This is a genomic window from Mesorhizobium sp. WSM4808, from assembly GCF_055811675.1.
Window position 1 is genome coordinate 53,518 of the sequence record NZ_JBVVQX010000010.1, and the last position, 25,366, is coordinate 78,883.

Sequence of the window (25,366 nt, forward strand, 5' to 3'; positions counted from 1 at the left end):
CGATCCATCTATAAGTTAGATATCACGATGCAGCCCAATCCGACGCTCGATCAACTTCAGATCTTTGTGACAGTCGCCGAAGCCGGCAGCTTCTCGGCCGCCGGCCGCAGGCTCAATCGGGCACAGTCCGTCATCAGCTACGGCATAGCCAATCTCGAGGCGCAGCTGGGGCTGAAACTGTTCGAGCGCGAGGGTACCCGCGAGCCGCAATTGACCGAGATCGGCCGGGCGATGCTGGAGGATGCGCGGCGCATGATCGGTGTGCTGCAGCGCATCCGCTCGCGCGTCGACGGCCATCATCAAGGGCTCGAGGCTGAAGTCGCGCTGTCGGTCGACGCAGCGTTGCCGTCGCCGGTGCTGGTGCGGGTGCTGAAGGCGTTCGAGGCGCAGTTTCCGACCGTGATGCTGCGCCTGCATATCGGTACGCTCGGCCTGATCCCCGATCATGTCGTCAGCGGGCAGGCCGACCTTGGTATTGGCGGCCTGCTGGGCGATGTCGATGTGCATCTCGTGCGCATCGGCTTCATGTCGATCGTGCTGGCCGCCGCGCCCAGCCATCCGCTGGCTCTGCTGCCGAAGCCGGTGGCGATCGAGGATGCGCGCGAACACACGCAGCTTGTCGTCACCGACCAGTCGGAGCGCACCAAGGGGCGCGACTTCGGCGTCTTCGCCTACCGCACCTGGCGGCTGACGGATGTGCGCACCAAGCATATGCTGATGCGCGAGGGGCTGGGTTGGGGCGGGCTGCCGCGCTGGCTGATAGCAGACGACCTGGCGAGTGGCCGGCTGGTCGAAATCGACCTCGAATCCTTCAGGGAGGTGAGTTCGCCGCTGTTTGCCATGCACCGCAACGATCGCAGCCCGAAGCCCGCGGCGGCCTGGCTGATCGACCAGTTCAAGCGCCAGCTCGGCTGCTTCAACGAGTTCGAACCGGGCGAGGTGCCTGAGGAAGAGACAGGCCATCGATCAGTGCCATGAGCACGGCGCGGTAGTCCTGAGCTGACGCACCGGCCTCGATGGCCAGGGCGGCACGATCGAAGGCGGAGCCGAGCAGCGCGGTCAGCGCGTCGGCCGGCAATCTCGTCATCGTCTGCGCCCGCATCGCCGCGACCAGCCCTTCGCGCAGTGAGCGGTTGCCGTGGCGGTTGTCGATCGCGTCCATGGCGGCGCGGCCAAGCACGGCCGGGCCGTCGAGCAGCAGTAGCCGCGTGCGGCCGGGTGCGCGCATCGCAGTGAGATAGGCGTCGGAGCCGGCAATGAGCGCGTCGCGGGCATTGAGCGATGGCGGCGAAGCGCGCTCGATCTCCTCAGCCACCGCCATCGCCTCCTGCTCGACCACGGCGGCAAACAGCGCCTGCTTGTCGGCGAAGTGATGATAGAGCGCGCCGCGCGTCACGCCGGCGGCAGCGACGATCTCCGGCGTGCTGGTCTCGGCATAGGATTTTTCGGTGAACAGCTTTCGTGCCGCGGCAATCAGGTCGGCGCGCGTCGCCTCGGTGCGGTCACGGTTGGAACGACGCGCGGAATGATGTTGCATACATGCAGCCTGTATGTTAATTCAATCTACATGCAGACTGTATGTTAACTCACGGGAGAAGGAAAGATGAAGACGACGAGCTATTACCCGGTGCTGATGACCGGCGACGTCGCCGGCACGACGGCGTTCTATATCGAGCATTTTCGCTTCCAGCCGCTATTCGAAAGCGACTGGTATGTGCATCTGCAATCGGTGGAGGACAGAAGAGTCAATCTCGGCATCGTCCAGGGCGATCATGAGACGATCCCGGAAGAGGGGCGAGGCCGCGCGTCGGGCCTGCTGATCAACTTCGAGGTGAGGGACCCGGATGCGGTCTATAAACGGATCGTCGCGGCCGGGCTGCCGATCCTGCGCTCTCTACGCGACGAACCCTTCGGCCAGCGCCATTTCATCACGCGGGATCCCAATGGCGTGCTGATCGACGTCATCAAGCCGATTCCGCCGAGCGAGGCGTTTCTGGCGCAGTACGCGGAGGGGGCGGTGGAACGGTGACCGTCCTCAGCCCGCCCTTGCAACCGGCATCACCGTCACCTGGCTGACGCCGGTGCGGCGCACCACGGTGCATTGTGTCTCGCGGCCGATGCGCTCGGCGTCGAGCACGCGCACCAGGTCGTCGACGCCGGTGACCGGACGGCCGTCTATTGCGGCGATGATGTCGCCCTCCTTCAAGCCGGCCTTGGCCGCCGGGCCATCCTTCTCGACGCTGCGCAGCCGCACCGCGGTATTGGTCGACACTTGCGACAGGAGCGCTGCGCGTCGCGGCAGATTGACGGTGTCGGCCGAGACGCCGATGAAGGCGCGGCGCACGCGGCCGAAGCGGATAATCTCCGAAATGACGAAATTGGCGGTGTTGGAGGCAACAGCGAAGGCGATGCCGTGCGCGCCATGGATCATGGCGGTGTTGACGCCGATGACCTCGCCGGCCGACGACACCAGCGGTCCGCCGGAATTGCCGGGATTGAGCGCTGCGTCGGTCTGGATAACGTCGTCGATCAGCCGGCCGGTGGAGGCGCGCATCGAGCGGCCGAGCGCAGAGACGACGCCGGAGGTGACGGTCCATTCAAAACCCAGAGGATTGCCGATTGCAATGGCGATCTGGCCGCGCCGCAGCCGCTTGGAATCGCCCAGCGGTGCGACGTCGGCAAAGCTGCCGTCGGCGCGCACCAGCGCGATGTCGGTGTCGGGATCGCGGCCAAGAACACGACCCTCTCTCGAGGCGCCGTCCGGCATCGAGACGCGCACTGTCCTGGCATCGCCGACGACATGGAAGTTGGTGACCACCAGCCCGTCCGGCGCAATGACGAAGCCGGAGCCATGGCCGCCCTGACCGCCAACGCGCTCGATGCGGCAGACGGCCGGACCAATGCGGTCGACAGCGTCGGCAACCGTCGTCGAATAGGCGTCGAGCAGCGTATCATCGGTTTGGAATTTGGCGGCGGCGAGGGCCATGGGAGGGCTCCGTGTGTTCAGGCTTGATCGTGACTATATGTGCGGAGCGGCTGGAACCGCAGCGACCTGACCAGATGGCCAGTCAAACCGGCAACTAGCCGTCAGGCGAGTACCCGCGGACGCGCTGTCGAGCGATATCTGGGCATGGATGAACCCAGGAGACCATTATGAGCGATTTCAATCTGAGCGCGTTTTCGCAAGCCGTCGCCGATCTCGCCGCCAAGGCCGCGCCGGCGACGGCTGGCTTCGCCACGCATCATCACCGCACGGCAAGCGCCTTCCACTGGCGTGACGGCTATTTCGTCACCGCTGAAGAGGCTGTCGAGGCCGGTGAGGAGATCGAACTGGTGTTGGCCTCGGGGGAAACGGTGAAGGCCGAGCTGGTTGGCCGCGACCCTTCGACCGGTGTTGCCCTGCTGAAGCCGGCGGAGGCCGTCAGCGCCGCGCCGTTGGCCAAGGCCGATGCGGTGCGGCCGGGCAACATCGCCATTGCCATCGGCAGCAGCGACGGTTCGGCTTTGGCTGTTTCGGGCTCGGTGGGCGAAGTCGGCCCGGCCTGGCGCTCGATGCGCGGCGGCACCATCGACCGGCGCATCAATCTTGCCGTCGGCGCCGGCGGCCGTTTCGAGGGCGGCCCGGTTCTCGACGCCAAGGGTGCGCTGATCGGCATGCTGTTGTTTGGACCGCGCCACCGGGCGCTGGTCATGCCTTACGAGACGATCGAGCGGGCGGTCGCGACCTTGCGCGAAAAGGGCCATGTCGCGCGCGGCTATCTCGGCGCCGGCTTGCATCCGGTACGCGACCGCGACGCGCACGGCGCGATGGTGATGAGTCTCGATGACGATGGTCCCGCGAAGGCCGCCGGTCTCTCTCTTGGCGATATCATCGTGACGTGGAACGGTGAGGCGGTGCACGGCCCGCGGGACCTGATCCGCAGGCTCGGACCCGACAGTGCCGGCGCTTCGGTGACGCTCGGTGTCGTGCGCGGCGGCGAACAGCGCGATGTCGCGCTGACAATCGGCGAAAAGCCGCTGAGCTGAGGGCATCCATGGACACGCTCACCAGCGACAGGATCATGCATGACGGTGCCGTCTCGCGGCGGCTGGTGGTGCTGATTGCGCTTGGCGATGCGTCACGCGCCGAGCGCCTGGCGGCCTCGCTGGCCGCGAGCGATGACCTGCTGCCGGTCGTGGCCGGCGGTGGAAGAGCCGACGTCGCCATCGTTGACGACAGCATTGGTGATGGCGTGCCGGCCCTCATTCCACGGGTGCTGCTGACCGGACGCGCTGGCGGCGAGCGGCCCGCCGGTGAGGTGCTGGCCGTGATGTCCGCTGGCGCGGACGATTTGTTGATCGCCGCGGCGGCGCGGCTGGCCGCGGCCGGCTATCGCGTCTCGGGCGAGCGCGGAAGCGGACGCCATGAGGATTTCCGTGCCGGCGATGGCGAGCCGTTCGAGGAGGAGGCCTCCGACGAGCATGCCGCCCGCCCAACGCTGTCGCCGCGCGAGGCGGAAGTGTTGGCGCTGCTGGCCGAGGGCGCCCCAAACAAGGTGATTGCGCGGCGGCTGAACATTTCCGTGCACACCGCGAAGTTCCATGTCGCCGCGATCCTGATCAAGCTCGGTGCCGCCAACCGCACCGATGCGATTGCCATTGCGATGCGCCAAGGGCTGGTGCTGGTTTAGTCATAAACCCTACCCTGCGTAACGCGGTGTCCAGCGTGTCGGGTCTTGCGCTGCGGTCGCCCGCCGCGCAAAGGTTTGCGCCTGTTGTGTTGAAGGGAGGCGCAAGGAAATGTCGCTCAAGGGAAAGACGCTGTTCATCTCCGGCGGGTCGCGTGGCATCGGGCTGGCGATCGCGCTGCGCGCGGCGCGTGACGGCGCCAATGTGACGATCGCGGCCAAGACCGCCGAACCGCATCCGAAGCTGCCGGGCACGATTTATAGCGCTGCCGAAGAGATCGAGCAGGCTGGCGGCAAGGCGCTGCCTGTTTTGTGCGACATCCGCGAGGAGGCGCAGGTGGCCGAGGCGGTCGCCAGGACCGTGGAAAAATTCGGCGGCATCGACATCTGCGTCAACAATGCCAGCGCCATCCAACTCACCGGCACGCTCGAGACCGACATGAAACGCTACGATCTGATGCATCAGATCAACACGCGCGGTACCTTCCTGGTCTCGAAAATGTGCATTCCTCACCTGAAGTTGGCGCAAAATGCTCACATCCTGAATCTGGCGCCGCCACTCGACATGAAGGCCAAGTGGTTCAGGAACCACGTCGCCTACACGATGGCCAAGTTCGGCATGTCGATGTGCACGCTGGGCATGAGTGCGGAGTTCGCCAAGGACGGCATCGCCGTCAATTCACTGTGGCCGATCTCGACCATCGACACGGCGGCGGTGCGCAATCTGCTCGGCGGCGCGACGGTGGCGGCGATGAGCCGTTTGCCCGACATCATGGCCGACGCCGCGCATGCCATCTTCATGCGGCCGGCGCGCGAGACAACAGGTAATTTCTACATCGACGAGGAGGTGCTGCGCGCCGAGGGCGTCAGCGACTTTTCAGCCTATGCGCCAGGTGCGACCGGGCCTCTGGCCGGAGATTTCTTTGTCCCTGACGAGGTGTTTGCCCGCACGGACAGCAAGATCAAGAGCATCTACTAGATCCGCGTCATTGTGAGCGTCGAGCTAAGCCATCCGCCGTGGCTGAGCCACGGCAAAGCCTTGCTCACAAAGCGATAGGGCGCCAACCCTGCCGGAGTGATTCAAGGTCCGGCAGGCGCTTGCTTACGCCTCATCCTTCTTGCCTTTGCCGAGGCCCATCAGCCGGTCGATATAGGCGAGCATGAGGGCCGAGACGACGAAGGCGAGATGGATGATGGTCAGCCACATCAGCTGGTCGGTCGTGTAGGTCGACGAGTTCAAAAACACCAGCAAAAGGTGGATGGACGAGATGGCGACGATGGTCGAGGCAACCTTGACCTTCAGCGAGCCGACATCGATGGTGCCCAGCCAGTGCACGCCACCCTCCTGGTCGTCGAAGCGGCTGACGAAGTTCTCGTAGCCCGAGATGATGACCATCACCACCAGCGAGGCAACCAGTGCGGCATCGATCAGGCCGAGCATCTTGAGGATAGTGTCGGTGTCACCGAGCGTGAACGCCAGGGTAATGAACTCATAAAGCTTCTTGCCGAATGACAGCGCATAGACGGCCAATGCCAGGGCCAGGCCGATATAGAAAACGACGAGCAACCAGCGTGAAGCGAGAATGATCGATTCGATGGCGAGTTCGAGACGCTTCATGGGATGATTCCGGCTGGTTATCTCTCAGACAATGGCCGTATTCGGCCAGGCCGCCACCGTTTGCAAGACAAAAAACCCCGCCGAACAAGGTCCGGCGGGGTTCAATGCGTCCCGCTGGAGCCGGGACGGGGCAGGGAACGCCCAGCACCGAATCTGGGGTGGCTGGGCTCGCGATTCAATGAGCCGTGTCTAATGCCCGTACAATTCTTGTTGAACCCGTCACATCCATCCATCCCCGGCGGTGCCGGGGATGGATGCTTCTCGTGCCGATTCCACAAACCGGGTCATGATTTTGAAATCATAACCTAATTGTTGCTGGCCACAGGTGCCACCAGCGAGGTGATGCGGCGAATGCCGACGCGCCGGTTCTCGCGGTTCGGCGCCGACGTATTGACCTTCAGATACTCCTCGCCATAGCCCTGTGTCGTCAGGTTCTCCGGCGGGATGCCGAAGGCGTTGGTCAGAGCCTCGGCCACCGATTCTGCGCGGCGATCGGAAAGAGCCAGGTTAGCCTCCGGTGTGCCGACGGCGTCGGTGTGACCTTCGATCAGGAAGGTCTCGGCCGGGTTCTTCTTCAACAGCTTCTCCATTGCGGTGGCGACGCCCTCGAGCTTCTGCACCTCGGTGTCGGAGATCGAGGCCGAGCCGAATTCGAAGTTGAGCGTGTCGAGATCGACGCGCCGTGCGATGTCGCGCACGCGGGCCGAACGTTTGACCTCGTCGATCGAGTAGAGGCGCTGGACCTTCTCCACCGGTGGCTGTTCGAGGAAGGTGTAGTAGTCGTCCGGATCTTCGACATCCTCGGAGTCCAGAATGTACTCCTCGCGCGGGATTGTCAGCCGCATCGGCGGCAGATCATCGCCGGGATCGCGCCAGTCGCTGTCGTCCTCATAGTGCCGCTCATCGACATAGCTCAGCACATATTCGCGTCCATCCGGCGCAATGCGCGAACGCTGGATCACGTCGCCATAGCGGTTGCGGATGGTGACGATCTGAACACCGTTGTCACGCTCGACGATTTCCCGGGTGCGGTCGCCCGACAGATCCTCATAGTAGACGTTCCTGGCGCCGCGGGTCATGCGCGGGGCGTCATTGCTCTCGACGAATGTCTGGTTGTTGAACTGCAGGATGACGCGGTCGCCGAGTTCCCTGACGACGTCGACGCCTTTCGGACGCCGGCGGTCACGGACGTTCTCATCGGGCGCACGCTCTACGCGCGTGCCCTTTTCCTCGGTCACCGGCGCGATCTTCTCGGGCTTGATCTCCTGTTGTGCGGCCCTGTCGTCGGTGGGCGGCGGACCTTGGTCGATGGGAGCAGCCACCGGCTTGCGGCCCTGATCGCCACCTTGCTGGGCATTTTGCCCGCCATTCTGCTGCTCGCCATCCTGGGGGACGATCTCGTCGCCCTGCTTGCGGCCGCCTCTGCGCTCGGCGTCCTTCTGGCTGTCCAGGATGGGAGCGGCGTTTGGATCGGCCGGTGCTTCGCCTTGCACCGGGTTTTCGCCCTGTGCCGGTGCTGCCGTCTCACCATTGGCCGGTTGTTCGCCGGTGGCTGGCTGTTCGGCTGTGGCCGGCTGCTCGCCAACAGGTTTCCTGACACGCTTCTTCGTCGTGTCCTGGGGCTGCTCGCCCTGGGCCGCGGGCTGTTCGCCGGCAGGGGCCGTCGCCTCTCCAGCGGGAGCCTCTTTCGGTGCCGGGGCGACTTCAGGTTGGGCCTGCTGGTCCTGCCTGTTCTTCTTGCGCGGCTTGGTCTGCTCGCCGGGCTGGTTGTCGTTGGCTGGTTCCGCCTGGTTGGCCGGCGCCTGCTCGGTTTGCTGCTGCTGGTCGCGCTTCTTCCTGCGTGGCTGCTGTTCCTCGGCTGGCGCTGCCTGTTCGGCCGGCGCCTGCTCGGTCTGCTGCTGCTGGTCGCGCTTCTTCCTGCGCGGCTGCTGTTCCTCGGCTGGCGCGGCCTGTTCGGCCGGCGCCTGCTCGGTTTGCTGCTGCTGGTCGCGCTTCTTCCTGCGCGGCTGCTGTTCCTCGGCCGGAGCGGCCTGTTCGGCCGGCGCCTGCTCAGCCTGCTGCTGCTGGTCGCGCTTCTTCCGGCGTGGCTGCTGCTCCTCGGCGGGCTGTTCGCTCTGGGCAGGCGCGGCCTGCTGTTCAGGCTCGGCCTTCTTGCGCTCGCGCTTCTGTTCGGGTTCCGCCTGCTGCTGTTGTGCGCAGGCTTCGCCTTCGGCGCATGCTGCTTGCGCCAGGATGAATGGGGCTGCCGTGCGCTGGGCAAGGCCGGACGCGACACTTCCCTGAAGCGGGAACGCGCCCAACGGCGCGGATGCCATAAGCAGGCCGAGTGCCGTGCCTGCCAGAATCCGTGGTTGGCGTTTCATCGAAATTCTCCTTGTGGGGTCCCATCCTTGCCGAAACCGATCTTGTGCCGATTGGTTCCAGTCTGGCACGGATAGAGGCCGTACGGGGCGATTGACCGACCTTTTGAAGGCAACTTCATGTCATTCACCTGGCGATAGCCGCAATTGCGACCATTGCCGCGCTTGACCTTGCCCGCGGCTGGGGCCACATCCCGGAAATGGAAACGCCATTCTGGAAAACCAAGGCGCTGGAGGCGATGAGCCCGGCCGAGTGGGAATCGCTGTGCGACGGCTGCGGTAAATGCTGCCTTTCGAAGCTTGAGGACGAGGACACCGGCGAGATATACTGGACCAGCGTCGGCTGTCGGCTGTTCGATGCCGAGACCTGCCGCTGTTCGGACTACGTCAACCGGCTGGCGCGCGTTCCCGACTGCGTCGGGCTGACGCCACAGAATGTGCGAACCATCAGTTGGCTGCCCAGCACCTGTGCCTATCGGCTGGTGGCCGAGGGCCGCGACCTCTACTGGTGGCACCGGCTGGTGTCGGGCAGCGCCGAGACCGTGCATGAAGCCGGCATCTCGATGCGCGGCCGGGTCAAGGCGAGCGAAACCGATCTTGCCGAGCCGGAAGACTATTTTGACTATGTACTGGACGAGGAGCCGTAGGACCAGCGGCGGTGAGCAAGAGCCTCGCGTTTGAAGACATTCGGCCAATCCGCGGGGTCGGAACCGGGCGCCGAGTCAGGCGTTCTGGCCTTCACCGAGGGCTGGGGACGACGGCGAATGGCGGGAACTTTCCTTTTCCCGCCATATGAACCGGAGATGAACGGCAGGTTCGTAAAGAGTTCAGACAGGCAGGCGCATTCTCCCACCATCGGTTCACGAGGACGGGCGAAGGCCCGCAAAAAGGAGAGAAGACGATGTTCAACACGATCAAGACGGCAGCCCTTTCGGCCCTGGTCGGTCTCGGCACGCTGGCGGCCGTTCCCGCTCACGCCGACAGCCTCTATCTCGGCTTCGGCAACAACAACGACCCGCGTTTCGGCGTCTATACCGGTGACGACGGTTATCGCCATCGCCGTGACGAGCGCCGTGGCAACTGGCGCCGTGGCTGCTCGCCGGACCGCGCCCTCGACAAGGCCGAACGCATGGGCCTCCATCGCGTCCGGATCGTCGACGTCAACCGTCGTACGGTAAAAGTGGCGGGCCGCCAGGATGGCGACCGCGTCGTCGTCGTGTTCGCCAATGAGCGCGGCTGCCCGGTCATCTATCGCTAAGCTTGGTTTGGCCGATCAAGAGGCATGATCCTCTGCAAGGATCAGCCGGCGGCATGATCTTCTACGAAGATCAGCCGGGAGACACAATCTTCTGCGAAGATTGGTCTGGACTAGCCGAGCCCCTTTCCGTTTGAAGGGTGTGGCTCGAAAAAACCCGCGGGAGCAATCCCGCGGGTTTTTTCATGCACGCTATTGGTTGATGATTGCCGTGGCCAGGCTCAGCCACGGATCGTCAGAGCCGCTTATTTCAGTTCGAAGGTGACGGTGACCTGCACATTGTAGGCGTTCTCACCGGCCTGTACCGGAGCCGCGCCGGCCGCGGCATCGAAGGCTTTGGCATTGATCGGCATCGGCGCCGGCCTGATGTTCTGGTCTGTGATCTCGAGCACCCGGCCCAGGCTGACGCCGGCGGCTTCGGCCAGCGTCTTGGCCTTGGCCATGGCGTCGGCGACCGCCTTCTTGCGCGCCTCGGTGACCGTAGCTGCCGGGTTGTCATTGGTGAAGGCAATGCCGCCGCCCTGATTGACGCCCAGCGACACCGCCTTGTCGAGGACCTCGCCTGTCTTGTCGACGTCGCGCACCCGCACCGAAAGCGTGTTGGTCACCTGGTAGGCGACGAGTTCGGCTTCCTGACTGCCGTCCGGCTTGTTGGTGTAGTTGTAGCGCGGGTTGATCTGGATGCCAGCGGTCTGCAGATCGCGGTCCTTGATGCCGGCGGACTTCATCGCCGCGATCACGGCGGCCATGGCGTCATTATTGGCATCGAGCGCGGCGCGCGCGGTTTTGGCCTCGCGCATGACGCTCAGCGTCAGGACCGCCAGATCGGGGGCTACGGTTGCTTCGCCTTCGCCCGACACGATGATGCGGGGCGGCGTCGGCAGATCGGCGGCTCCAGCCATCGCCGGAAAAGCGATTGCAGTGGCGAGCGCGAGAGGCAAAAGATGTCTGGTCATGAAAATCTCCTTGGTCTGCGATCAAGTCGCAAGGGGTCGCGTAGAGCGCGATTATGGGTTGATTTGGGCGATCTGCGGAACCCCGTCGGGGAAAGCCTTGTGCCGCGATGCGAAAAACATTAATCCAGCCCGCGTGGGGCCTGTAGCTCAATGGTTAGAGCCGGCGGCTCATAACCGCTTGGTTGGGGGTTCGAGTCCCTCCGGGCCCACCATAACCTTTGATTTTATTGACAAAAAGTGCCATCGGTCCAAAACGTTTTGGGCCCATTATGGGCCCAAGGAAAGGCCGTGGCCCCGGTTTGTTCCGACTCGATTTGGTTATTTGACGATGCGGAGGTTTGTCCGCCGCTTCATGGCGTCGCGTTTGGCCTCGCGCTCGTTGATGGCACGAGCAATATCAACCGCGATCCGCTTCTTATTGGCCTCGCGGACATACTCATCCGTCACGGCCATTGAGGAATGGCCCATCGCATCCATAATGGCCCGCGCTTGGATGTTGCATTCAGCGAGGTAGGTGCCGAAGGTGCGGCGCAGGCCATGGAGCGTGTAGCCGCTAGGAATTCCCGCCTGCCGCGTCCAGTGCTGCATCATGCCGGTCAAGCTCTTTTCCGAGAATGACTTGCCATAGGCGTTCTTTAAGACAGTGCCGCCTTTCGAGCGATCGAGCGGGTCCAAGGCCGCTGCTAATTTGTCTACGACTGGAATGAACATCTCCCGTCCGCCATGGCGGTTGCGGTTCTTCTTCTGGCGGAAATCAAAGGCCTCGATGAGCACCAATGAGCCGTCGAACAGTTCGATCTCTTCGGTTAAAAGATCGTCCCACTCAAGAGCAGCGATATCCCCGCGCCGATTTCCAAGCCAGAAGCCGAGTGCATAGCAGGTGCGTGCGGCTGTGCCGATGGGGTGTCGCTCCTCGAACCTTTCGCGCATCGCAATTGGCCAAGCTGGGTTCTTCGTCGATTTGGGCACCCGCACACGGACAGATAGCGATGGATCATCCTGCGGCTTGATCCATTTTTCGACATCGGTCGCGACCCACAGAAGTTTCTTGATGGCGACCAATATGTGTTTGGCGACTGTGCGGTTTGTCCTGAAGATGTCTTCAATGATGGCGCGAAGATGATCCGCGTCGAGATGTTCAACAGGAGTATCGCGCCAGGTGAGTGGGTAGTTGGGATCGACCCGCAGGTTGAGAAATCGCTCAATCAGTCGCGCATTCTTCTGCTGCGTGGCTTCATCAAAATCCAGCCACTCCATTGTTGTTTCAAGCCGGTGCGCGGCATGGCCAAAGGTTTTTGGCAGTGCCCGACCGGGCAAATCGATGATAACTGCCTTCTTGCCTTGCCCCTGCGTGGCTTTCTCGTAAGCCGCCTTGAACTCGGGATCGCCGGGCTTCCCGGGAAGGCGGATTTCGGGCATGCCTTTTGCGCGGTAGCGATAAGCTAGCTTGCCGTTCTTGAGACGCGAAGAGACCCCAGGGTACCGCGCATCCTTGAAGGGCCTAGCCATCAAATGCTCCTTCCAGTCTTCTGCCGCCTGTGCTCAACGCGCGGGGAGTTCTCCAGCATCGCCTGTAGCGAAAGGGCTTCGCTTTCGATGGCAACGCGCAGGAGCACCGGGTAAGGGAAGCCTCTGCCTTGCTCTATGCCTTCGAATGTGCGTCTCGGTATTCCCAGCACCTTAGCTGCGGCTTCGGCAGTGAATCCTCCCTTGGCCCGCCAAGCTTTAACTTCTTGGGCAATCTTCTCATTCTCGTCCACGTCACGCCTCCCCCACAGCCCATTGGCCTACTACGCCTTTGGCGTATACGCAATGAACGTAGCACTATCTTTTTTGCCCGTCTCGTTTGCTTCGCTCTAACAGCTCTTGGAGACCGCCGTCTTTGTCCGGCAACGATGTGAAAGCGATGTCCAGCGCTACACGATCCCAGACGGTGCGACTGTTGATGCGCTTAGGCTTCGGCATACGCCCATCGGCGACCATTTCGTCGAAAAGCGTCGATCCGACACCGATATAACGAGCTGCTTCCTCACGAGAGAGACCTCGCGGCGGATATGAGAATGCGTCACTCTTCATGGACGCTGGCTCGTCCCTGATACTCCGGAGCGTGTTGGTGTCGAAGCACAAAGCCGCATCCTGGTTGCCTTTTCGAAGCGACGAGATCGTGCTCAGTTAAATAAGAGGAGCCCCGTTGAGCGGAAGCGGCCTGACTAGGTCCGTTCGGCGCAAACTGGCAGCAACGTATGAACCGGATGGATCACGGTAGGGAGAGCGTTTCTAAGCGGACTCGTGGGGCAAGTTGTGGACCGCTACGTTGCATTGTGCATGATCGAGGCTAACCACCTGCGACTGCCCCGCTGGGCCTCTTGCGCACCCTTCTTCATTCCGAGGGTTGCCGTTGAAAACGGCCGCGACAGAACTGGCCCTCTTATGTGCCAAAACCGATATGCTCATTCCGACGTTGAGGTAACCAACGCGATTTCGGGCGCCGCACAGCGATCGGCAGCTTTGTGCCGGGAGTGGCGACCGACGAGCCGCTGCTCAGACGTCGCGCGTGGGGCCGAACACAGCTCGTCGCTTTTTGAACGCATCTGGCAAACGCAGTCCGTTCCTCTCACTGGGAGGTGCAGGGCTGTTACCGTCCATTGACACTCGGCAACGCTCCCCCTGCACGAGACCGTCAAAAACTAGGATAGATGAGCCTCGATAGCAAAGTCCAACTTAAGTTCAGGAACGCGTGAGTTGCACCTTGAGCGATGTGATTGCGTTAAATATACATACAGACCTGCGCTGATCATTGGAATCACAAATAACGCGCGATCAGGCCGACGACACAATTTACTATCCGCGAGGCCGAAAATTGGACTATCCCAACCCGCACAGCGCCGACGCCTCAGCCCTGGGGTTTCTCTATCAGGCGCAATACGCTCTCCTGAGACTGTGGAAGGAACAGAGCGACGACGCTGTGGTCTTTCTTGAAACGCTCGACGATGTCGTTCTAAAGACGAACGGAGAGACGATCCTTGAGCAACTCAAGCATTCGCTTTCCGAAAAGCCGGACGCGATCACGGTGGCCAGTCTCAATGTATGGAAGACGTTGAAGGCGTGGATCGACGTGCTTCCGAACCTGGACCTTCCCCGGACATGGCTCCACCTCGTCACCGTCGCGGAAATTTCGCCGCACTCCCCCCTCCAAGTTCTTCTAAGCGAGACCGAAAGCAGGGACGAACTCGTCGCTGCACTTAAGGAGGAAGCTCGACGCGTCATTCAGGAAAGGACATCCGCCGCTGGTAATCGGACGCTCCTGCCGCACACCAAACGAGCTCCTGCATGCGAAGCATTCTTAAAACTTTCCGACGACGTCCAGGCCGAGATCCTGTCGAGGGCGCGCATAATGCCCGGCCAGCAGAACATCAGGCAAATCGAGAACGAACTTGCCAAAACGCTGACATCGGTGCTCTCGAAAGATCAGTCGCAGGTAGCCGCCCTGATGGTGGAATGGTGGAACCGTCAAATCATCCATGCGCATTGCGGGAAGCGGGACAAGGCTATCCCTCGTTTTGAGCTCGTGAAGCGGCACATGGAGATCGTCGCCGACATTGAGCATGACACCCTCGTCGACTATTTTGCGGTCGAACTCCCTCCCGAATCCCATAAGTCGCACCCCATGGTCGCGAACCAGATAAGTTTGGTGGGCGGCACCGAAGCGGAATTTAGAAGGGCCGTCACGAACGAATGGCGGGCTCGCGAAGCCCGTTCGCGTTGGTCGACCGAAAATCCTTCGCGACGGGAGCTGATTGCCAGATACGACGACCGTCTGGCCGAGGAATGGTGCGACCGCCACGTTGACATTTGCCACGAGTGCAACGGACTCTCTGAAGAGACGAAGCAGTCGAAGGGACGCGCGCTACTAAAGTGGAGCCATTATGAGGCGCCGGACAAGATCGAGTCCATCGCCCCGAGCGTTACCACGCCGAGCTACATCAGAGGCACTTACCAGGTCCTTTCGATCGATGGCCGGGTGGGCTGGCATCCCGACTATGTCGCGCTTCTTGGATTCAAGTAATGAACATTGCGTATGACCTGTTCGCAGAGACCAACCCTGCATTCGGCACTTTCGGTCTCCTCGGCTTTTGCCGGAAATACGTGGCGGCCTCGAAAGGGAAGCCACCAACTCTCGCATTGGCTTACTTGGCCCTGCCTATCGCACTGTCCGATGACCTGGAGACGTCTTTCCTGGAGACCGCCGCCACAACTGGTCTTCTCTCCTGGCTGAACCGCTATCCGGACGTACGTCTCGATCTGAGCGTCCGTCTCGACGCTTCGAAGGAGATCGTCTCCGCCGCAATCCGGTTTGGTCTTTGTTCAAGGGCTCTCGCTCTTGGAAATTCTGGGACCATCGAGCCTGGTACCCGGGCGCCCTCGACAACGCCGGTGGACAACTTACCCGAGAACCCCAAACGGGCGATCAAACGAGCCGAGCGGCTCGGCAGCTGGATGGGCAAGGCCGGTTCGGCAGGATCTATTTTTTCAGCATTCGGAGTGACGCCGTGATCCGTTGGAACGTTCGTGAAATCGCACTCTACGGCGTTGGTGCCAGACGCCGGACGATCGAGTTCGATATCAATAAGGTGAACGTCATCACGGGCGCTTCCGGGACGGGCAAGTCCGCGATCATCGACGCTATCGACTACTGCCTGGGGTCAACAGATTGCCGGCTCCCGTTTTTCGTGCGCGGGCATGCTGTGGCCGTCGCCGTCCACTGGGTGCTGGGGGATAGCGATCTCATCGTCGGCAGAAAGATTCCGGAGTCCGGGAGCGGCACCAACCAGATGTTCGCGAGGACCGGGAAGAACCTAAGGCTTCCGAATACTTCCGAAGGACTCGAAGGTCCGACGAACCGCGATACGGCGCGCGCGATGATCGAGAAGTCGTTCGGGATTCAGGATCTGGACGATCCTGCCGTCGCAGCCAAATCCGAGAAAGGACGCGCGACAATTCGTGACGTGACACCCTACCTGTTCCTATCGGGCGACATCATCATCAGCAGAGAGACCTTGTTGCACGATTTGCACCGCCCCGAGAAGGCGCGGGACATCAAAGCGACAATGCCGTACTTTTTGGGCGCGGTGAATCAGACGAGCGTTCTTGCCGCACGGAGGCTCCGCCAACTAGAGGCCGCCCTCGGCAGGATAGAACGGGAAGCCAAAGCCCAGGAGCGAAGCCAAGGTCTTCTGACGCAGCGTTCCATAGCCCTTCTCACCCAGGCCGAAGGCATCGGTCTCATCGCCGAGCTACCTTCGTCAGACGCATCCGACCAGCTCCTGCTCGATCAGCTGAGGGGCGTCGCCGAGAACGGCGTCTTGACGCCCGCTTCCGGGGACAGCGAAACGCGCGCCGTATTGGAGGAGGAGCGAAGGCAGCTCGTGTCCGAACTACAGACACTGCGCGAAAAGCGGCAGATGCTGAGGCGAACCATTCGTGAAGCGGCGGGCTACGGCACTGCGGTGTCGGGACAGTCTCACAAACTCAAGCTGGTCGAGCACCTCAAGCTGGGCGACGGGCGCTGCCCCGTGTGCGATGCGGAAAATGCAGCGGGTCTGGCTATGGCAGAGCAGATCCAAAACTCCTTGACAATCGTGGCGCACGAAGTCCTTGCGGTCGACGTTATGCGCCCTCGCCTTGACGACCATTCCGGCCACGTCGAAAACCAGATCGGTTCAAGATCCGGCCGCCTCAGGGAGGTTGAGGCCCAACTCAGCGGGCTGCTCCGGGTCGAGGAAGAATCCGCAGGCGCAGCATCGCTCCTGCAGGAACGTGCGAGGGTAGTAGGACGCATCGACCAATTTCTGGAGACTACCGCCAGAGACTACGAGATATCTTCGACGAACACAGCCTCCCTTGAATCCGAGATCGAAAATCTCAGGGACCAAGTGGATCCACAGGCGCGGCGAGAGCGTCTGCGCGACGCCGAAAACATGGTGAGCAACTTTGCGACGGACATGTTGGCAGACCTTCCCACAGAGGTGCCGGCCACCGGCGCGCGCGTCGTTTTCTCGTCCGCGCCCAGCCTTTCGCTTATCGAGCCGACGCGACGAGCGGTACTCGCGATGGCGGAGGTCGGTTCGGACCAGAACTATCTCGCGATGCACCTCGCGCTGTCGTTCTCTCTCCAGAAGCTCTTCGAGACTATGCGCGCGCCCGTCCCGGGCCTTCTCGTAATTGATCAGATCAGCCGCCCCTACTACCCCAAGGGTGGGGATGAGAAGCGACTAAAGGAAATGGAAAAGGACGACGACCAAGTTGCGATGCAGAAAATAGTCCGGTTCCTTTTCGAAGAAACCGCTCGCAGGGCCGGACTTCAGGTCATCCTGATCGAGCACGCCTACATCGAAGAGGATCCGGAATATGTCGCGGCGGTCAAGGGTCGATGGACAAAAGCATCGGGCGTGAAGCTCATACCTTCCGACTGGCCTAATCGGAACTGACAACATGAGGAGAATGACCGAATGAAGTGTTCACGGAATTTCGGAATCAGGTACCGGCTGGCGCTAACCTAGGTGCCCGTCAGGAGCCTCGCTAGCGCTCATAGACTGTCGCGCGCAGCCAACTCGAGGGCTTCGCCAACAGTTCCTGCCTGGTCACGATACGGTCGAATCCTTTTGGCTATGTCCTCGAAATCTCTCCTATCCTGAGACTGCCGGGCGGGGCGATCATCCCAGCGTGCGATAATCTCGTCGAAATCGTCGAATGTCAGTTCGCCGCGCCGCTTCTTGTCCCAGCGTAGCTTGCCCTTGCCATCCTTATAAGGCACCGAGACTCGTTTGCCGATGCGATAATCACCGAACATATCCGGGCCGTTGTCGGTGGCGCTGGTTTTGGCGCGACAGTTGTTTCTGATAAGTGCGCGCAGACCCAAACCTATGACCTGGTTTTGAATCTTTTCGAGGCGCTGAGGATGTTCACTAAGAACTGTGTTAACGATCTTATCGACGGAAAAGCGCTGCTCCCGAGACGAATTCTCGATCAACCGTTCAAGGAAAGAGTGAAACTCGCGTAGTTCCAAATTGCTCATCAACCGCTCCCGCAAATTAGAACGCTAAGTGACCGGCGCTTATAGAACAAGTCAAGAACAACTCATATTAATTCACAGCTTGCCGGCGGCTGCCGGCAACTTCGCAGCTTGAATGGCGACCGGCAGACGAATTCAAGGGTTTCGACCTCCGCCGCCTTGAAATCTTTTTGGTCCCTTTCATTCAGTGTATCCACAAGAACCGCATTCCGCGAGGCAATAGACAGGCGCGTCCCGAAGCCTGTCGAACAAGGCGCAAGGCGAAAAGCCGTGAAGTGTTAGGGGCCAAGGTCAGTATAGAGCCGCGTAGGCCACCCGATATTATGTCTTGCGATCTCAGAGCACCCCAGCAGGACAATCGCTGCCCGCATAGTAGATCGAGTTTACCCCCGCCTTCCTGCGTTCTCAATTGTTTCCAGATAATCTGCCCACCACTGCATCATCCTGGAACGTTCTTCCCAATGCTCCGCCCGGGCATAGGCGCGCCGAACGTTATTATTTTCAATGTGAGCAAGCTGTCGCTCTACGGCGTCTGGATGCCACTTGCCGCATTCGTTTAGCAAAGTTGATGCCGTTGCTCGGAAGCCATGGGCCGTTGCTTCATTCTTGCTATACCCCATGCGACGCAGGGCGGCGTTAAGTGTATTGTCGGAAATCGGGCGGGCAGCCGATCGCACACTTGGAAACAGCAGCGTGCCGATCTCGGAAATTTTTCTAAGCTCCGCCAGGATACACACTGCCTGCCTTGAAAGAGGCACGCGGTGCGGTCGTCGCATTTTCATTCGTGATTCCGGTATGGTCCACACCGAGCTTTTGAAATCGAACTCGTCCCATTCAGCGGCGCGAAGCTCACCGGGACGGGGAAACAGCAGCGCCATTAGCTTCAGAGCCGCTCGGGTTGCGGGCTGCCCGTCAAATGACTCGATTGCACGGAGCAAACCGCCCAATGCCTTCGGATCAGTAATGGCGGCACGTGGCGTCACCGTTGGCCTGATGAGCGCACCCCTTAGCGCGGACGTTGGGTCTGTGTCCGCGCGTGCGGTCGCGATGGCATATCGAAAGACGCTGCCAATCGTCGAGCGCAGTCGTCTGGCCGACTCGTATCGACCGCGAACCTCCACGGTGCGAAGAGCGGCAAGAATATCGGCGGCATCAAGTTCCCGGATGCATTTGCCGCCACACGTGGGATAGGCGAAATCGAGCAGCCATTTGACCTTGGTGATTGTCCGGTCGGCACGTCCCTCTTTCTTCAGCTTGTCTACATACTCCTCCGCGATTGAACGAAACGTGTCCTCCGCCGAACCAGCCTTTCGCGATTTGCGGTCCTGCGCAGGGTCGATCCCAGTTCGTAAGAGACGTTTGGCGTCGTCGCGCGCTTGGCGCGCCTCGGCCAGCGAAACGAGTGGATAGCCGCCCAAGGCCAGGAGCTTCTGCTTGCCGTCGAAACGATAGGCGAGACGCCATAGGCGGGATCCAGTGGGCTGCACCCAGAGCTGGAGCCCACCTCCGTCAGAAAGTTTCAAGAGTTTGGAAGAGGATCGTGCGTTTCTGCATTTCAAGTCAGAAAGGGCCATTTTTGGAACCTCCCATTGGCGGCTTCGATACCATCAGGATGTCCAATACCAACGAAAATACCACCCCTCCGCCTCGTTGGACCAAATACGCCGAGACCCCGTGAAACGCGCTCTCGTGCGCCCTCATTGCGAAAAAGAGCTGCGATTTCAAGGGCCTAAAGAGCCTGGAGCGTAGAAGCTGCGATGACAGGAAGTGTCGGGAGAAGAGGGGATGGTGCCCAGAGGCGGATTCGAACCACCGACACGCGGATTTTCAGTCCGCTGCTCTACCAACTGAGCTATCTGGGCCTGTTCCGGCAAACGAAAACTCGCAGACCGGAATTCATCGAGGCGCCGTGGGGCGCCCCTTGAAAGCGCGTGGGTTATAGCACGGGAATTCGGCCTGTCCAGCGCCTAGTGGGCGATTTCAGGCAGGAAAAGCGACGCCGTGCGGTGCCCCGGTTTCCATGCCGCTTGCGGGCCGGAATCGGGCACGGCATGGCACGATCCGGCCTTCGCCATCCCTGTCCGTGCCGCTGTTGCCGGCTGACATGCCGTGGCACTGCCTTTAGCCGGCGATCGAGGCGCACAATGCTTCGCGGCTCAGACCCGCATTGGTCGCCGCTACCTATCTGGCGCCGGTCACGCCTCTACGAAAATCGGAGGGCGACATGCCGGCGAGCTTGCGGAACGACTTGTTGAAGGCGCTGAGCGAGCCGAAGCCCGAATCCATGGCGACGCGCAGCACATTGGCGTCCTGATGCATCAAAAGCGCCTGCGCATAGCTCAGCCGCAACAGGTTCACATACTCGTTGAGCGTCATGCCGGTGGATTTCTTGAACAGGCTCATGGCATATTTGGGATGGATGTCGGCGGCCGCCGCGATGTTCACGCAATCGATGTCGTAGAGGAAGTTTTCGGCGATGAAATCGCACATGCGACCGACATTGCGCGACGATTGCTGGTCGAAGGGGCTGCCTGTTTCCTGGTCGGTCGGAGTTGCGGATACCAGCCGGTAGGGCTCGAACCGCACCCGCTCCAGCCGCAGCAGCAATTCGTTGACGGCATGTTCGGCCTTGGCCTGGTCGCCGGACCGGGCGTAGCGGTTCCAGCGCTCGAAATTATGGTTGTCGGACTGGTCGGTGGCTGATGTCACCAGTGTCGCGCCGGTCATCAGCCGGTGCCTTATATCCGTGGGCAGGTGCAGCCGGAAGAAATGCACCAGCGGCAGATGCGCCCCGGCATAGATGGCGTCGTCGGACAAATCGTCCATCTGGTGCGGCAGGCCACCCCAGAACAGGCACATCTCGCCGGCCGAAAGCGAAATCTCGTGGTCGTTCATGCGGTAATGCACGCTGCCGCGCACGATGAAATTAACCTCGACCTGGGCGTGCCAGTGCGGCTTGAGCATCACCAACGGATTGGTGTGAAACATCTGCAGGAGCAGCGGCAGGCCTTCCACGCTGCTGGCCCCAGGCTGGTAGAACGGCCGTTCAGGCATCTTACTTTCCGCCAATTTCATATTCCTTTTGACGGCGACAGGCCTTGCCCACTGCATAGTCTAGCCACGCTCACAGTGAGAGAGCAAATGAAATGGGAGGATTTCAATGCGCATCACAATGACCTGCGCCGCGCTCGCGCTTGCCCTGGGCTCAGCCCCGGCCTTCGCGCAATCCGGCGAAATCACCATCTGGAGCTGGAATGTCGCGGCTTCATCGCTGAAGGCGACCATTGCCGGCTTCAACAAGCAATTTCCCGAGGTCAAGGTCACCGTCCAGGATCTCGGCAACCAGCCGACCTATGACAAGTCGATCGCCGGCTGCGCCGCCGGCGGCGTCGGGCTGCCCGACATCGTCACCGTCGAGAACGGTGAGGCCGAGAATTACTGGAGCCAGTTCCCCGACTGCTTCGTCGACCTGCATACGCTCGGCTACACAGCCGACGACCAGAAAAAGTTCCCCGATTTCAAGCGCACCGAGCTGGAAGTGGGCGACAAGGCCTACGCGATGCCGTGGGATTCCGGCCCGGTTGCCGCGTTCTATCGCCGCGATTTCTACGAAAAGGCCGGCGTCGATCCGGGTTCGATCAAGACCTGGGACGATTTCATCGCCGCGGGCAAGAAGATCCAGTCCGCCAATCCTGGCGTCTCGATGACCAATGCCGATTTCAACGGTGACTCGGAATTCTTCCGCATGATCTCCAACGAACAGGGCTGCGCCTATTTCTCCGAGGACGGACAATCGATCACGGTCAACCAGCCCAAATGCGTCGATGCCATGACCAAGGTCAAGGAGATGAAGGACGCCGGCATCATCTCGTCGGCCGACTGGGGCACCAAGATCACCAACAACACCGCCGGCACCGTCGCCACCCAGATCTATGGCGGCTGGTATGAGGGCACCATTCGCACCGAATCTGCCGGTGAAAACGGCAAATGGGGCGTCTATCTGATGCCGAGCCTCACCGCCGACGGGCCGCGCGCCGCCAATCTCGGCGGTTCCTCGCTGGCTATCACCTCGGTGTCGAAGAACAAGGAGGCAGCCTACGCCTATCTGAAATACACGCTCGGAACCAATGAAGGCCAGATCACGATGCTGAAGGAGTTCGGCCTGGTGCCGTCCCTGATCTCGGCGCTCAATGACCCCTACGTCTCGGAAGGTCTGCCCTATTGGGGCGGCCAGGCGGTGTGGAAGGATATTCTCGGCACCTTGCCGAAGGTTGTTCCGAGCCGCGGCACGCAGTTCCAGAGCGACGCCGAAATCATCGTCCGCGCCGTGCAGACCAAGTATCTGGCCGGCGGCTATCCCGACGCCAAGACGGCACTCGACGATGCCGCAAGCCAGATCGCGGCGGCGACCGGACTGCCCATCAAATCATAACCACCGCTTCTCCTTCTCCCCTTGTGGGAGAAGGTGGATCGGCACGATAGCGCCGAGACGGATGAGGGGTGCTCCAGCGGAGTGAGACGTTGGCATTCCCTGGAACACGCCTCATCCGTCGCCTTCGGCGACACCTTCTCCCACAAGGGAGAAGGGAAGACCCAGGCGATGGCGTGAAACAACAATCGATAGAAGGAGGATGAGGATGCGCAACCGCAACGCCACGGCCTATCGCTTCCTCACGCCCTATCTGCTGATCTTCGCGATCTTCTGGGTGTGGCCGATCATCAGCTCCTTCATGATCTCCTTCCAGGCGACGCGTACCGTGCCGTGGCGGTTCGCGCCGAGCTTCAACTGGGGCCGGTTGATCGGCGATCCGGCCTTCTTCAACGCCCTGAAGAACACGCTGCTCATCCTTGTCATCCAGGTGCCGGTGATGATCTCGCTGGCGCTTGTCATGGCGGTGCTGTTGAACTCGCCGCTCTTGAAGGCGCGCGGCCTCTACCGCTTTGCCTTCTTCGCCCCGGTGGTGGTCGGCGAGGTCGCCTATTCGGCGGTGTTCCGGCTGATGTTCAACCTCGATTTCGGCATCATCAACAAGCTTTTGAACAGCGTCGGCCTGCCCAAGATCGACTGGTTTTCCAACGTCACGCCGGCGATGGCGCTGATCATGATCGCGGTGACCTGGCGCTGGGCCGGCTACAACGCCATCATTCTGCTCGCCGGCATGCAGTCCATTCCCGAAGATGTCTACGAGGCGGCGACGCTCGACCGCGTCAGCAAGCTCAAGCAGTTCTTCTACATCACCCTGCCGCTCTTGAAGCCGGTCATCGTATTCTGCCTCGTGCTGTCGATCATCGGCACCATGCAGCTGTTCACCGAGCCGTTCCTGATCACCGAACGCGGCGGACCTGGCGGCGGTACGGAGACGCTTGGCCTGCTGCTCTATCGCCAGGGTTTTCGGTCGCTCAATTTCGGCTATGCGTCGGCCGTCGCCTACACCATGGCCGGGCTGGCGATCGCCATCACGCTGGCGCAGCTGTGGCTGACGAGGGAACCGAAATGAGTTCGCGCTCCTCCGCCAGACTGGGACGCAGCATCGCTCTGCATCTGTTCCTGACGCCGCTGGCGCTGATCTGGCTGTTTCCGCTGTGGATGATGGTGGTGTTCTCGACCATGCCGGACAACGGCATCTTCAGCCCCGGCATCGAGCTTTTGCCGCACGGCAATTTCATCGACAATTTCAACAATCTGCAGCGTGACACGAACTTCGTCGGCGCCATCGGCATTTCGGTCTCGGTGGCGGTGACCTACACCATCCTGTCGGTGCTGCTGACGTCGATGGCCGGCTGGGCGCTGGCCCGCTACCAGTTCTTCGGCAAGGGCGTGGTTGTCGCCATCATCCTCGGCACCATCACGCTTCCCTATGCGGTCGTGCTGATCCCGCAATTCATCATGGTGGCGCGCGACTTCAAGCTCGCCAACACCTGGGTGGCGCTGATCGTGCCGCCGCTGTTCAATTCGCTCGGCGTGCTGTTCATGCGGCAGAGTTTTTCGATGATGCCGGACGACCTCTTCGATGCGGCGCGCGTCGAAGGCGTCAAGGAATGGCGCATCTTCCTCTTCGTCGCGCTGCCTTTGGCGCGGCCGATGCTGGCGGCACTCGCCATCATCCTGTTCCTCGCCTCCTGGAACAATTATCTGTGGCCGCTTTTGATCAACAGCCAACCCGGTTCGATGACGGCGCCGGTGGCGCTCGGCACGCTGATCGGCCTCACCAAGGTGTCATGGGGCGGCATCATGGCGGGCGCGGTGATGCTGACGGTGCCGATGCTCGTCGTCTTCGTGCTGCTGCAGCGCCATTTCATCGCGGGCATCGCCGCCGGCGCGGTCAAGTAAGGGGCAGCATGGCAACGGTCACGCTCAACAATGTCGTCAAGCGCTTCGGTGTCTTCGAGGTCGTCCATGGCGCCAGCATCGACATCAAGGACGGCGAGTTCGTCGTCTTCGTCGGGCCCTCCGGCTGCGGAAAATCGACGCTGCTCAGGATGATCGCCGGGCTCGAGGACATCAGCGGCGGCGAGATCGCCATCGGCGGCAAGGTGGTCAACGATGTCGAGCCGGCCGACCGCGGCATCGCCATGGTGTTCCAGTCCTACGCGCTCTATCCGCATATGAGCGTCGAACAGAACCTCTCTTTCGGCTTGCGCATGACCGGCAATCCAAAGGCCGACACCGAACGGCGGGTGAAGCGGGCGGCCGAGATCCTGCGCATCAGCGAATTGATGGACAGGCGCCCGAAAAAACTCTCCGGCGGACAGCGCCAGCGCGTCGCCATCGGCCGCGCCATCGTGCGCGAACCGCAGGTGTTCCTGTTCGACGAGCCGCTCTCCAACCTCGACGCCGAATTGCGCGTCCAGATGCGCGTCGAGATCTCCCGGCTGCACAAGGAGCTCGGCACGACAATGATCTATGTCACGCACGACCAGACCGAGGCGATGACGCTCGCCGACAGGATCGTCGTGATGCGCGCCGGCCATATCGAGCAGATCGGCCGCCCGCTCGATCTCTACGACAACCCCGACAATCAGTTCGTCGCGGGCTTTGTCGGCTCGCCGAAGATGAACTTCATCAAAGGCCGGGTCGTCGGGCACGATGCGCGTGGTGTCGTGGTCGAGCTGGCGGGTCAGGAGAAGACCTGCATCACGCAACCGCTGACCGGCGCTGCACCTGAAATGGGCAGCCCAAAAATCGGCAGCAAGGTCATTGTCGGCGTGCGGCCCGAACATTTCGGCAATGCCGGAGAGGGCGACGCCGACCTCGTGGTTGCCATCGACGTGGTCGAGCACCTGGGCGGCACAAGTTTCCTCTACGCCAGAACGGCCAACGGTGACGACGTGGTGATCCAGCGCGACGCGACGAAGGTTCCCGACACATCAGAGATCACCGTTTCCATCCGCAAATCCTACCTGTTCGACGAAAAAGGACTGCGGCTGCGCTGACCGC

General features: G+C 61.5%; 25 protein-coding genes and 2 tRNA genes. 15 read left to right on the forward strand and 12 right to left on the reverse strand.

Features of this window, described 5'->3' with window-relative positions:
- Positions 1-27: 27 nt before the first annotated feature.
- Positions 28-978: a LysR family transcriptional regulator gene (locus AC0L2U_RS18980; protein ID WP_127326301.1), complete on the forward strand. Its 951-nt coding sequence runs from the start codon at positions 28-30 to the stop codon at positions 976-978.
- Here the strand turns inward: AC0L2U_RS18980 and AC0L2U_RS18985 are convergent.
- Positions 917-1,537, reverse strand: a complete 621-nt coding sequence (locus AC0L2U_RS18985; protein ID WP_473602470.1) for a TetR/AcrR family transcriptional regulator — start codon at positions 1,535-1,537, stop codon at positions 917-919. The genes AC0L2U_RS18980 and AC0L2U_RS18985 overlap by 62 nt on opposite strands.
- A gap of 66 nt (positions 1,538-1,603) precedes the next feature.
- Between AC0L2U_RS18985 and AC0L2U_RS18990 the strand changes: the two genes are divergently transcribed.
- The gene (locus AC0L2U_RS18990) at positions 1,604-2,029 is read left to right on the forward strand and encodes a VOC family protein (RefSeq protein ID WP_473602471.1); all 426 of its coding nucleotides are present in this window, start codon (positions 1,604-1,606) and stop codon (positions 2,027-2,029) included.
- A gap of 6 nt (positions 2,030-2,035) precedes the next feature.
- On the opposite strand, the gene AC0L2U_RS18995 is transcribed toward AC0L2U_RS18990, so the two are convergent.
- Entirely contained in the window at positions 2,036-2,986 is a 951-nt protein-coding gene (locus AC0L2U_RS18995) for a S1C family serine protease (protein ID WP_473602472.1), read from the reverse strand.
- A 167-nt stretch (positions 2,987-3,153) separates the two neighbouring features.
- Here AC0L2U_RS18995 and AC0L2U_RS19000 point away from each other — a divergent pair, with 167 nt between their 5' ends.
- The 3 genes from AC0L2U_RS19000 (at position 3,154) to AC0L2U_RS19010 (ending at position 5,646) form a co-directional block, all read left to right on the forward strand.
- Positions 3,154-4,026, forward strand: coding sequence for a S1C family serine protease (locus AC0L2U_RS19000; RefSeq protein WP_473602473.1), 873 nt, complete (start codon positions 3,154-3,156; stop codon positions 4,024-4,026).
- A gap of 8 nt (positions 4,027-4,034) precedes the next feature.
- Positions 4,035-4,670: a helix-turn-helix transcriptional regulator gene (locus AC0L2U_RS19005; protein WP_473602474.1), complete on the forward strand. Its 636-nt coding sequence runs from the start codon at positions 4,035-4,037 to the stop codon at positions 4,668-4,670.
- Positions 4,671-4,779: 109 nt separating this feature from the next.
- A complete protein-coding gene (locus tag AC0L2U_RS19010) occupies positions 4,780-5,646 on the forward strand; it encodes an SDR family oxidoreductase (protein WP_127269031.1) in 867 nt (288 codons plus the stop codon).
- 123 nt (positions 5,647-5,769) lie between these two features.
- Here the strand turns inward: AC0L2U_RS19010 and AC0L2U_RS19015 are convergent, their stop codons facing one another.
- Together AC0L2U_RS19015 and AC0L2U_RS19020 are read right to left on the reverse strand one after the other, a co-directional pair.
- Positions 5,770-6,285, reverse strand: coding sequence for a TIGR00645 family protein (locus AC0L2U_RS19015; protein WP_473602475.1), 516 nt, complete (start codon positions 6,283-6,285; stop codon positions 5,770-5,772).
- Between the two features lie 305 nt (positions 6,286-6,590).
- Positions 6,591-8,648, reverse strand: a complete 2,058-nt coding sequence (locus tag AC0L2U_RS19020; protein ID WP_473602476.1) for an OmpA family protein — start codon at positions 8,646-8,648, stop codon at positions 6,591-6,593.
- Between the two features lie 197 nt (positions 8,649-8,845).
- Here AC0L2U_RS19020 and AC0L2U_RS19025 point away from each other — a divergent pair, with 197 nt between their 5' ends.
- Together AC0L2U_RS19025 and AC0L2U_RS19030 are read left to right on the forward strand one after the other, a co-directional pair.
- A complete protein-coding gene (locus tag AC0L2U_RS19025; protein WP_127318366.1) occupies positions 8,846-9,292 on the forward strand; it encodes a YcgN family cysteine cluster protein in 447 nt (148 codons plus the stop codon).
- A gap of 254 nt (positions 9,293-9,546) precedes the next feature.
- Entirely contained in the window at positions 9,547-9,903 is a 357-nt protein-coding gene (locus AC0L2U_RS19030; protein WP_127326311.1) for a hypothetical protein, read from the forward strand.
- 242 nt (positions 9,904-10,145) lie between these two features.
- Here the strand turns inward: AC0L2U_RS19030 and AC0L2U_RS19035 are convergent, their stop codons facing one another.
- Complete coding sequence (locus AC0L2U_RS19035; RefSeq protein ID WP_127809630.1) at positions 10,146-10,856, reverse strand: SIMPL domain-containing protein; 711 nt, start codon at positions 10,854-10,856, stop codon at positions 10,146-10,148.
- A gap of 136 nt (positions 10,857-10,992) precedes the next feature.
- Here AC0L2U_RS19035 and AC0L2U_RS19040 point away from each other — a divergent pair.
- A tRNA-Ile gene (locus tag AC0L2U_RS19040) sits at positions 10,993-11,068 on the forward strand.
- Between the two features lie 106 nt (positions 11,069-11,174).
- Here AC0L2U_RS19040 and AC0L2U_RS19045 read toward each other — a convergent pair.
- From AC0L2U_RS19045 to AC0L2U_RS19055, 3 genes are all read right to left on the reverse strand, one after another.
- Entirely contained in the window at positions 11,175-12,365 is a 1,191-nt protein-coding gene (locus AC0L2U_RS19045) for a tyrosine-type recombinase/integrase (protein ID WP_473602477.1), read from the reverse strand.
- The gene (locus AC0L2U_RS19050) at positions 12,365-12,616 is read right to left on the reverse strand and encodes a helix-turn-helix domain-containing protein (RefSeq protein ID WP_245485888.1); all 252 of its coding nucleotides are present in this window, start codon (positions 12,614-12,616) and stop codon (positions 12,365-12,367) included. The genes AC0L2U_RS19045 and AC0L2U_RS19050 overlap by 1 nt, the downstream gene beginning before the upstream one ends.
- A gap of 64 nt (positions 12,617-12,680) precedes the next feature.
- The gene (locus AC0L2U_RS19055; RefSeq protein WP_128187805.1) at positions 12,681-12,932 is read right to left on the reverse strand and encodes a helix-turn-helix transcriptional regulator; all 252 of its coding nucleotides are present in this window, start codon (positions 12,930-12,932) and stop codon (positions 12,681-12,683) included.
- Positions 12,933-13,716: 784 nt separating this feature from the next.
- Between AC0L2U_RS19055 and AC0L2U_RS19060 the strand changes: the two genes are divergently transcribed.
- From AC0L2U_RS19060 to AC0L2U_RS19070, 3 genes are read left to right on the forward strand one after another with little or no spacing between them, the layout of a single operon-like run.
- On the forward strand, positions 13,717-14,922 hold the full coding sequence (locus AC0L2U_RS19060; protein ID WP_473602478.1) for an ABC-three component system protein: 1,206 nt from the start codon (positions 13,717-13,719) through the stop codon (positions 14,920-14,922).
- Positions 14,922-15,410, forward strand: a complete 489-nt coding sequence (locus tag AC0L2U_RS19065) for a three component ABC system middle component (protein ID WP_473602479.1) — start codon at positions 14,922-14,924, stop codon at positions 15,408-15,410. The genes AC0L2U_RS19060 and AC0L2U_RS19065 overlap by 1 nt, the downstream gene beginning before the upstream one ends.
- A complete protein-coding gene (locus AC0L2U_RS19070) occupies positions 15,407-17,344 on the forward strand; it encodes a DUF3732 domain-containing protein (RefSeq protein WP_473602480.1) in 1,938 nt (645 codons plus the stop codon). The genes AC0L2U_RS19065 and AC0L2U_RS19070 overlap by 4 nt, the downstream gene beginning before the upstream one ends.
- A gap of 98 nt (positions 17,345-17,442) precedes the next feature.
- Here AC0L2U_RS19070 and AC0L2U_RS19075 read toward each other — a convergent pair whose 3' ends face one another.
- The 4 genes from AC0L2U_RS19075 to AC0L2U_RS19090 all read right to left on the reverse strand — a co-directional run bounded on the left by AC0L2U_RS19075 (position 17,443) and on the right by AC0L2U_RS19090 (position 21,003).
- Positions 17,443-17,931, reverse strand: coding sequence for a hypothetical protein (locus AC0L2U_RS19075; protein WP_473602481.1), 489 nt, complete (start codon positions 17,929-17,931; stop codon positions 17,443-17,445).
- A gap of 380 nt (positions 17,932-18,311) precedes the next feature.
- Positions 18,312-19,502: a tyrosine-type recombinase/integrase gene (locus AC0L2U_RS19080; protein WP_473602482.1), complete on the reverse strand. Its 1,191-nt coding sequence runs from the start codon at positions 19,500-19,502 to the stop codon at positions 18,312-18,314.
- Between the two features lie 212 nt (positions 19,503-19,714).
- Positions 19,715-19,790, reverse strand: a tRNA-Phe gene (locus AC0L2U_RS19085).
- A gap of 319 nt (positions 19,791-20,109) precedes the next feature.
- Complete coding sequence (locus AC0L2U_RS19090; protein ID WP_024504770.1) at positions 20,110-21,003, reverse strand: helix-turn-helix domain-containing protein; 894 nt, start codon at positions 21,001-21,003, stop codon at positions 20,110-20,112.
- Positions 21,004-21,088: 85 nt separating this feature from the next.
- On the opposite strand from AC0L2U_RS19090, the gene AC0L2U_RS19095 reads away from it, so the two are divergent.
- The 4 genes from AC0L2U_RS19095 (at position 21,089) to AC0L2U_RS19110 (ending at position 25,362) form a co-directional block, all read left to right on the forward strand.
- On the forward strand, positions 21,089-22,360 hold the full coding sequence (locus tag AC0L2U_RS19095) for an extracellular solute-binding protein (protein ID WP_473602483.1): 1,272 nt from the start codon (positions 21,089-21,091) through the stop codon (positions 22,358-22,360).
- Positions 22,361-22,565: 205 nt separating this feature from the next.
- Complete coding sequence (locus AC0L2U_RS19100) at positions 22,566-23,426, forward strand: carbohydrate ABC transporter permease (RefSeq protein ID WP_013530184.1); 861 nt, start codon at positions 22,566-22,568, stop codon at positions 23,424-23,426.
- Complete coding sequence (locus tag AC0L2U_RS19105; RefSeq protein ID WP_127256867.1) at positions 23,423-24,259, forward strand: carbohydrate ABC transporter permease; 837 nt, start codon at positions 23,423-23,425, stop codon at positions 24,257-24,259. The genes AC0L2U_RS19100 and AC0L2U_RS19105 overlap by 4 nt, the downstream gene beginning before the upstream one ends.
- Before the next feature lie 8 nt (positions 24,260-24,267).
- Entirely contained in the window at positions 24,268-25,362 is a 1,095-nt protein-coding gene (locus AC0L2U_RS19110) for an ABC transporter ATP-binding protein (protein ID WP_127807907.1), read from the forward strand.
- Positions 25,363-25,366 lie beyond the last annotated feature (4 nt).

Excerpts from the sequence above, each read along its gene's own strand:
- AC0L2U_RS19100 (WP_013530184.1), top strand. The coding sequence starts at position 22,566 with ATGCGCAACCGCAACGCCACGGCCTATCGCTTCCTCACGCCCTATCTG.
- AC0L2U_RS18990 (WP_473602471.1), top strand. The coding sequence starts at position 1,604 with ATGAAGACGACGAGCTATTACCCGGTGCTGATGACCGGCGACGTCGCC.
- AC0L2U_RS19030 (WP_127326311.1), top strand. The coding sequence starts at position 9,547 with ATGTTCAACACGATCAAGACGGCAGCCCTTTCGGCCCTGGTCGGTCTC.
- AC0L2U_RS19005 (WP_473602474.1), top strand. The coding sequence starts at position 4,035 with ATGGACACGCTCACCAGCGACAGGATCATGCATGACGGTGCCGTCTCG.
- AC0L2U_RS19035 (WP_127809630.1), bottom strand. The coding sequence starts at position 10,856 with ATGACCAGACATCTTTTGCCTCTCGCGCTCGCCACTGCAATCGCTTTT.
- AC0L2U_RS19095 (WP_473602483.1), top strand. The coding sequence starts at position 21,089 with ATGCGCATCACAATGACCTGCGCCGCGCTCGCGCTTGCCCTGGGCTCA.
- AC0L2U_RS19065 (WP_473602479.1), top strand. The coding sequence starts at position 14,922 with ATGAACATTGCGTATGACCTGTTCGCAGAGACCAACCCTGCATTCGGC.
- AC0L2U_RS19055 (WP_128187805.1), bottom strand. The coding sequence starts at position 12,932 with ATGAAGAGTGACGCATTCTCATATCCGCCGCGAGGTCTCTCTCGTGAG.
- AC0L2U_RS19075 (WP_473602481.1), bottom strand. The coding sequence starts at position 17,931 with ATGAGCAATTTGGAACTACGCGAGTTTCACTCTTTCCTTGAACGGTTG.
- AC0L2U_RS18980 (WP_127326301.1), top strand. The coding sequence starts at position 28 with ATGCAGCCCAATCCGACGCTCGATCAACTTCAGATCTTTGTGACAGTC.
- AC0L2U_RS19025 (WP_127318366.1), top strand. The coding sequence starts at position 8,846 with ATGGAAACGCCATTCTGGAAAACCAAGGCGCTGGAGGCGATGAGCCCG.
- AC0L2U_RS19045 (WP_473602477.1), bottom strand. The coding sequence starts at position 12,365 with ATGGCTAGGCCCTTCAAGGATGCGCGGTACCCTGGGGTCTCTTCGCGT.
- AC0L2U_RS19015 (WP_473602475.1), bottom strand. The coding sequence starts at position 6,285 with ATGAAGCGTCTCGAACTCGCCATCGAATCGATCATTCTCGCTTCACGC.
- AC0L2U_RS19010 (WP_127269031.1), top strand. The coding sequence starts at position 4,780 with ATGTCGCTCAAGGGAAAGACGCTGTTCATCTCCGGCGGGTCGCGTGGC.
- AC0L2U_RS18985 (WP_473602470.1), bottom strand. The coding sequence starts at position 1,537 with ATGCAACATCATTCCGCGCGTCGTTCCAACCGTGACCGCACCGAGGCG.
- AC0L2U_RS19080 (WP_473602482.1), bottom strand. The coding sequence starts at position 19,502 with ATGGCCCTTTCTGACTTGAAATGCAGAAACGCACGATCCTCTTCCAAA.
- AC0L2U_RS19105 (WP_127256867.1), top strand. The coding sequence starts at position 23,423 with ATGAGTTCGCGCTCCTCCGCCAGACTGGGACGCAGCATCGCTCTGCAT.
- AC0L2U_RS19090 (WP_024504770.1), bottom strand. The coding sequence starts at position 21,003 with ATGAAATTGGCGGAAAGTAAGATGCCTGAACGGCCGTTCTACCAGCCT.
- AC0L2U_RS19110 (WP_127807907.1), top strand. The coding sequence starts at position 24,268 with ATGGCAACGGTCACGCTCAACAATGTCGTCAAGCGCTTCGGTGTCTTC.
- AC0L2U_RS19020 (WP_473602476.1), bottom strand. The coding sequence starts at position 8,648 with ATGAAACGCCAACCACGGATTCTGGCAGGCACGGCACTCGGCCTGCTT.
- AC0L2U_RS18995 (WP_473602472.1), bottom strand. The coding sequence starts at position 2,986 with ATGGCCCTCGCCGCCGCCAAATTCCAAACCGATGATACGCTGCTCGAC.
- AC0L2U_RS19000 (WP_473602473.1), top strand. The coding sequence starts at position 3,154 with ATGAGCGATTTCAATCTGAGCGCGTTTTCGCAAGCCGTCGCCGATCTC.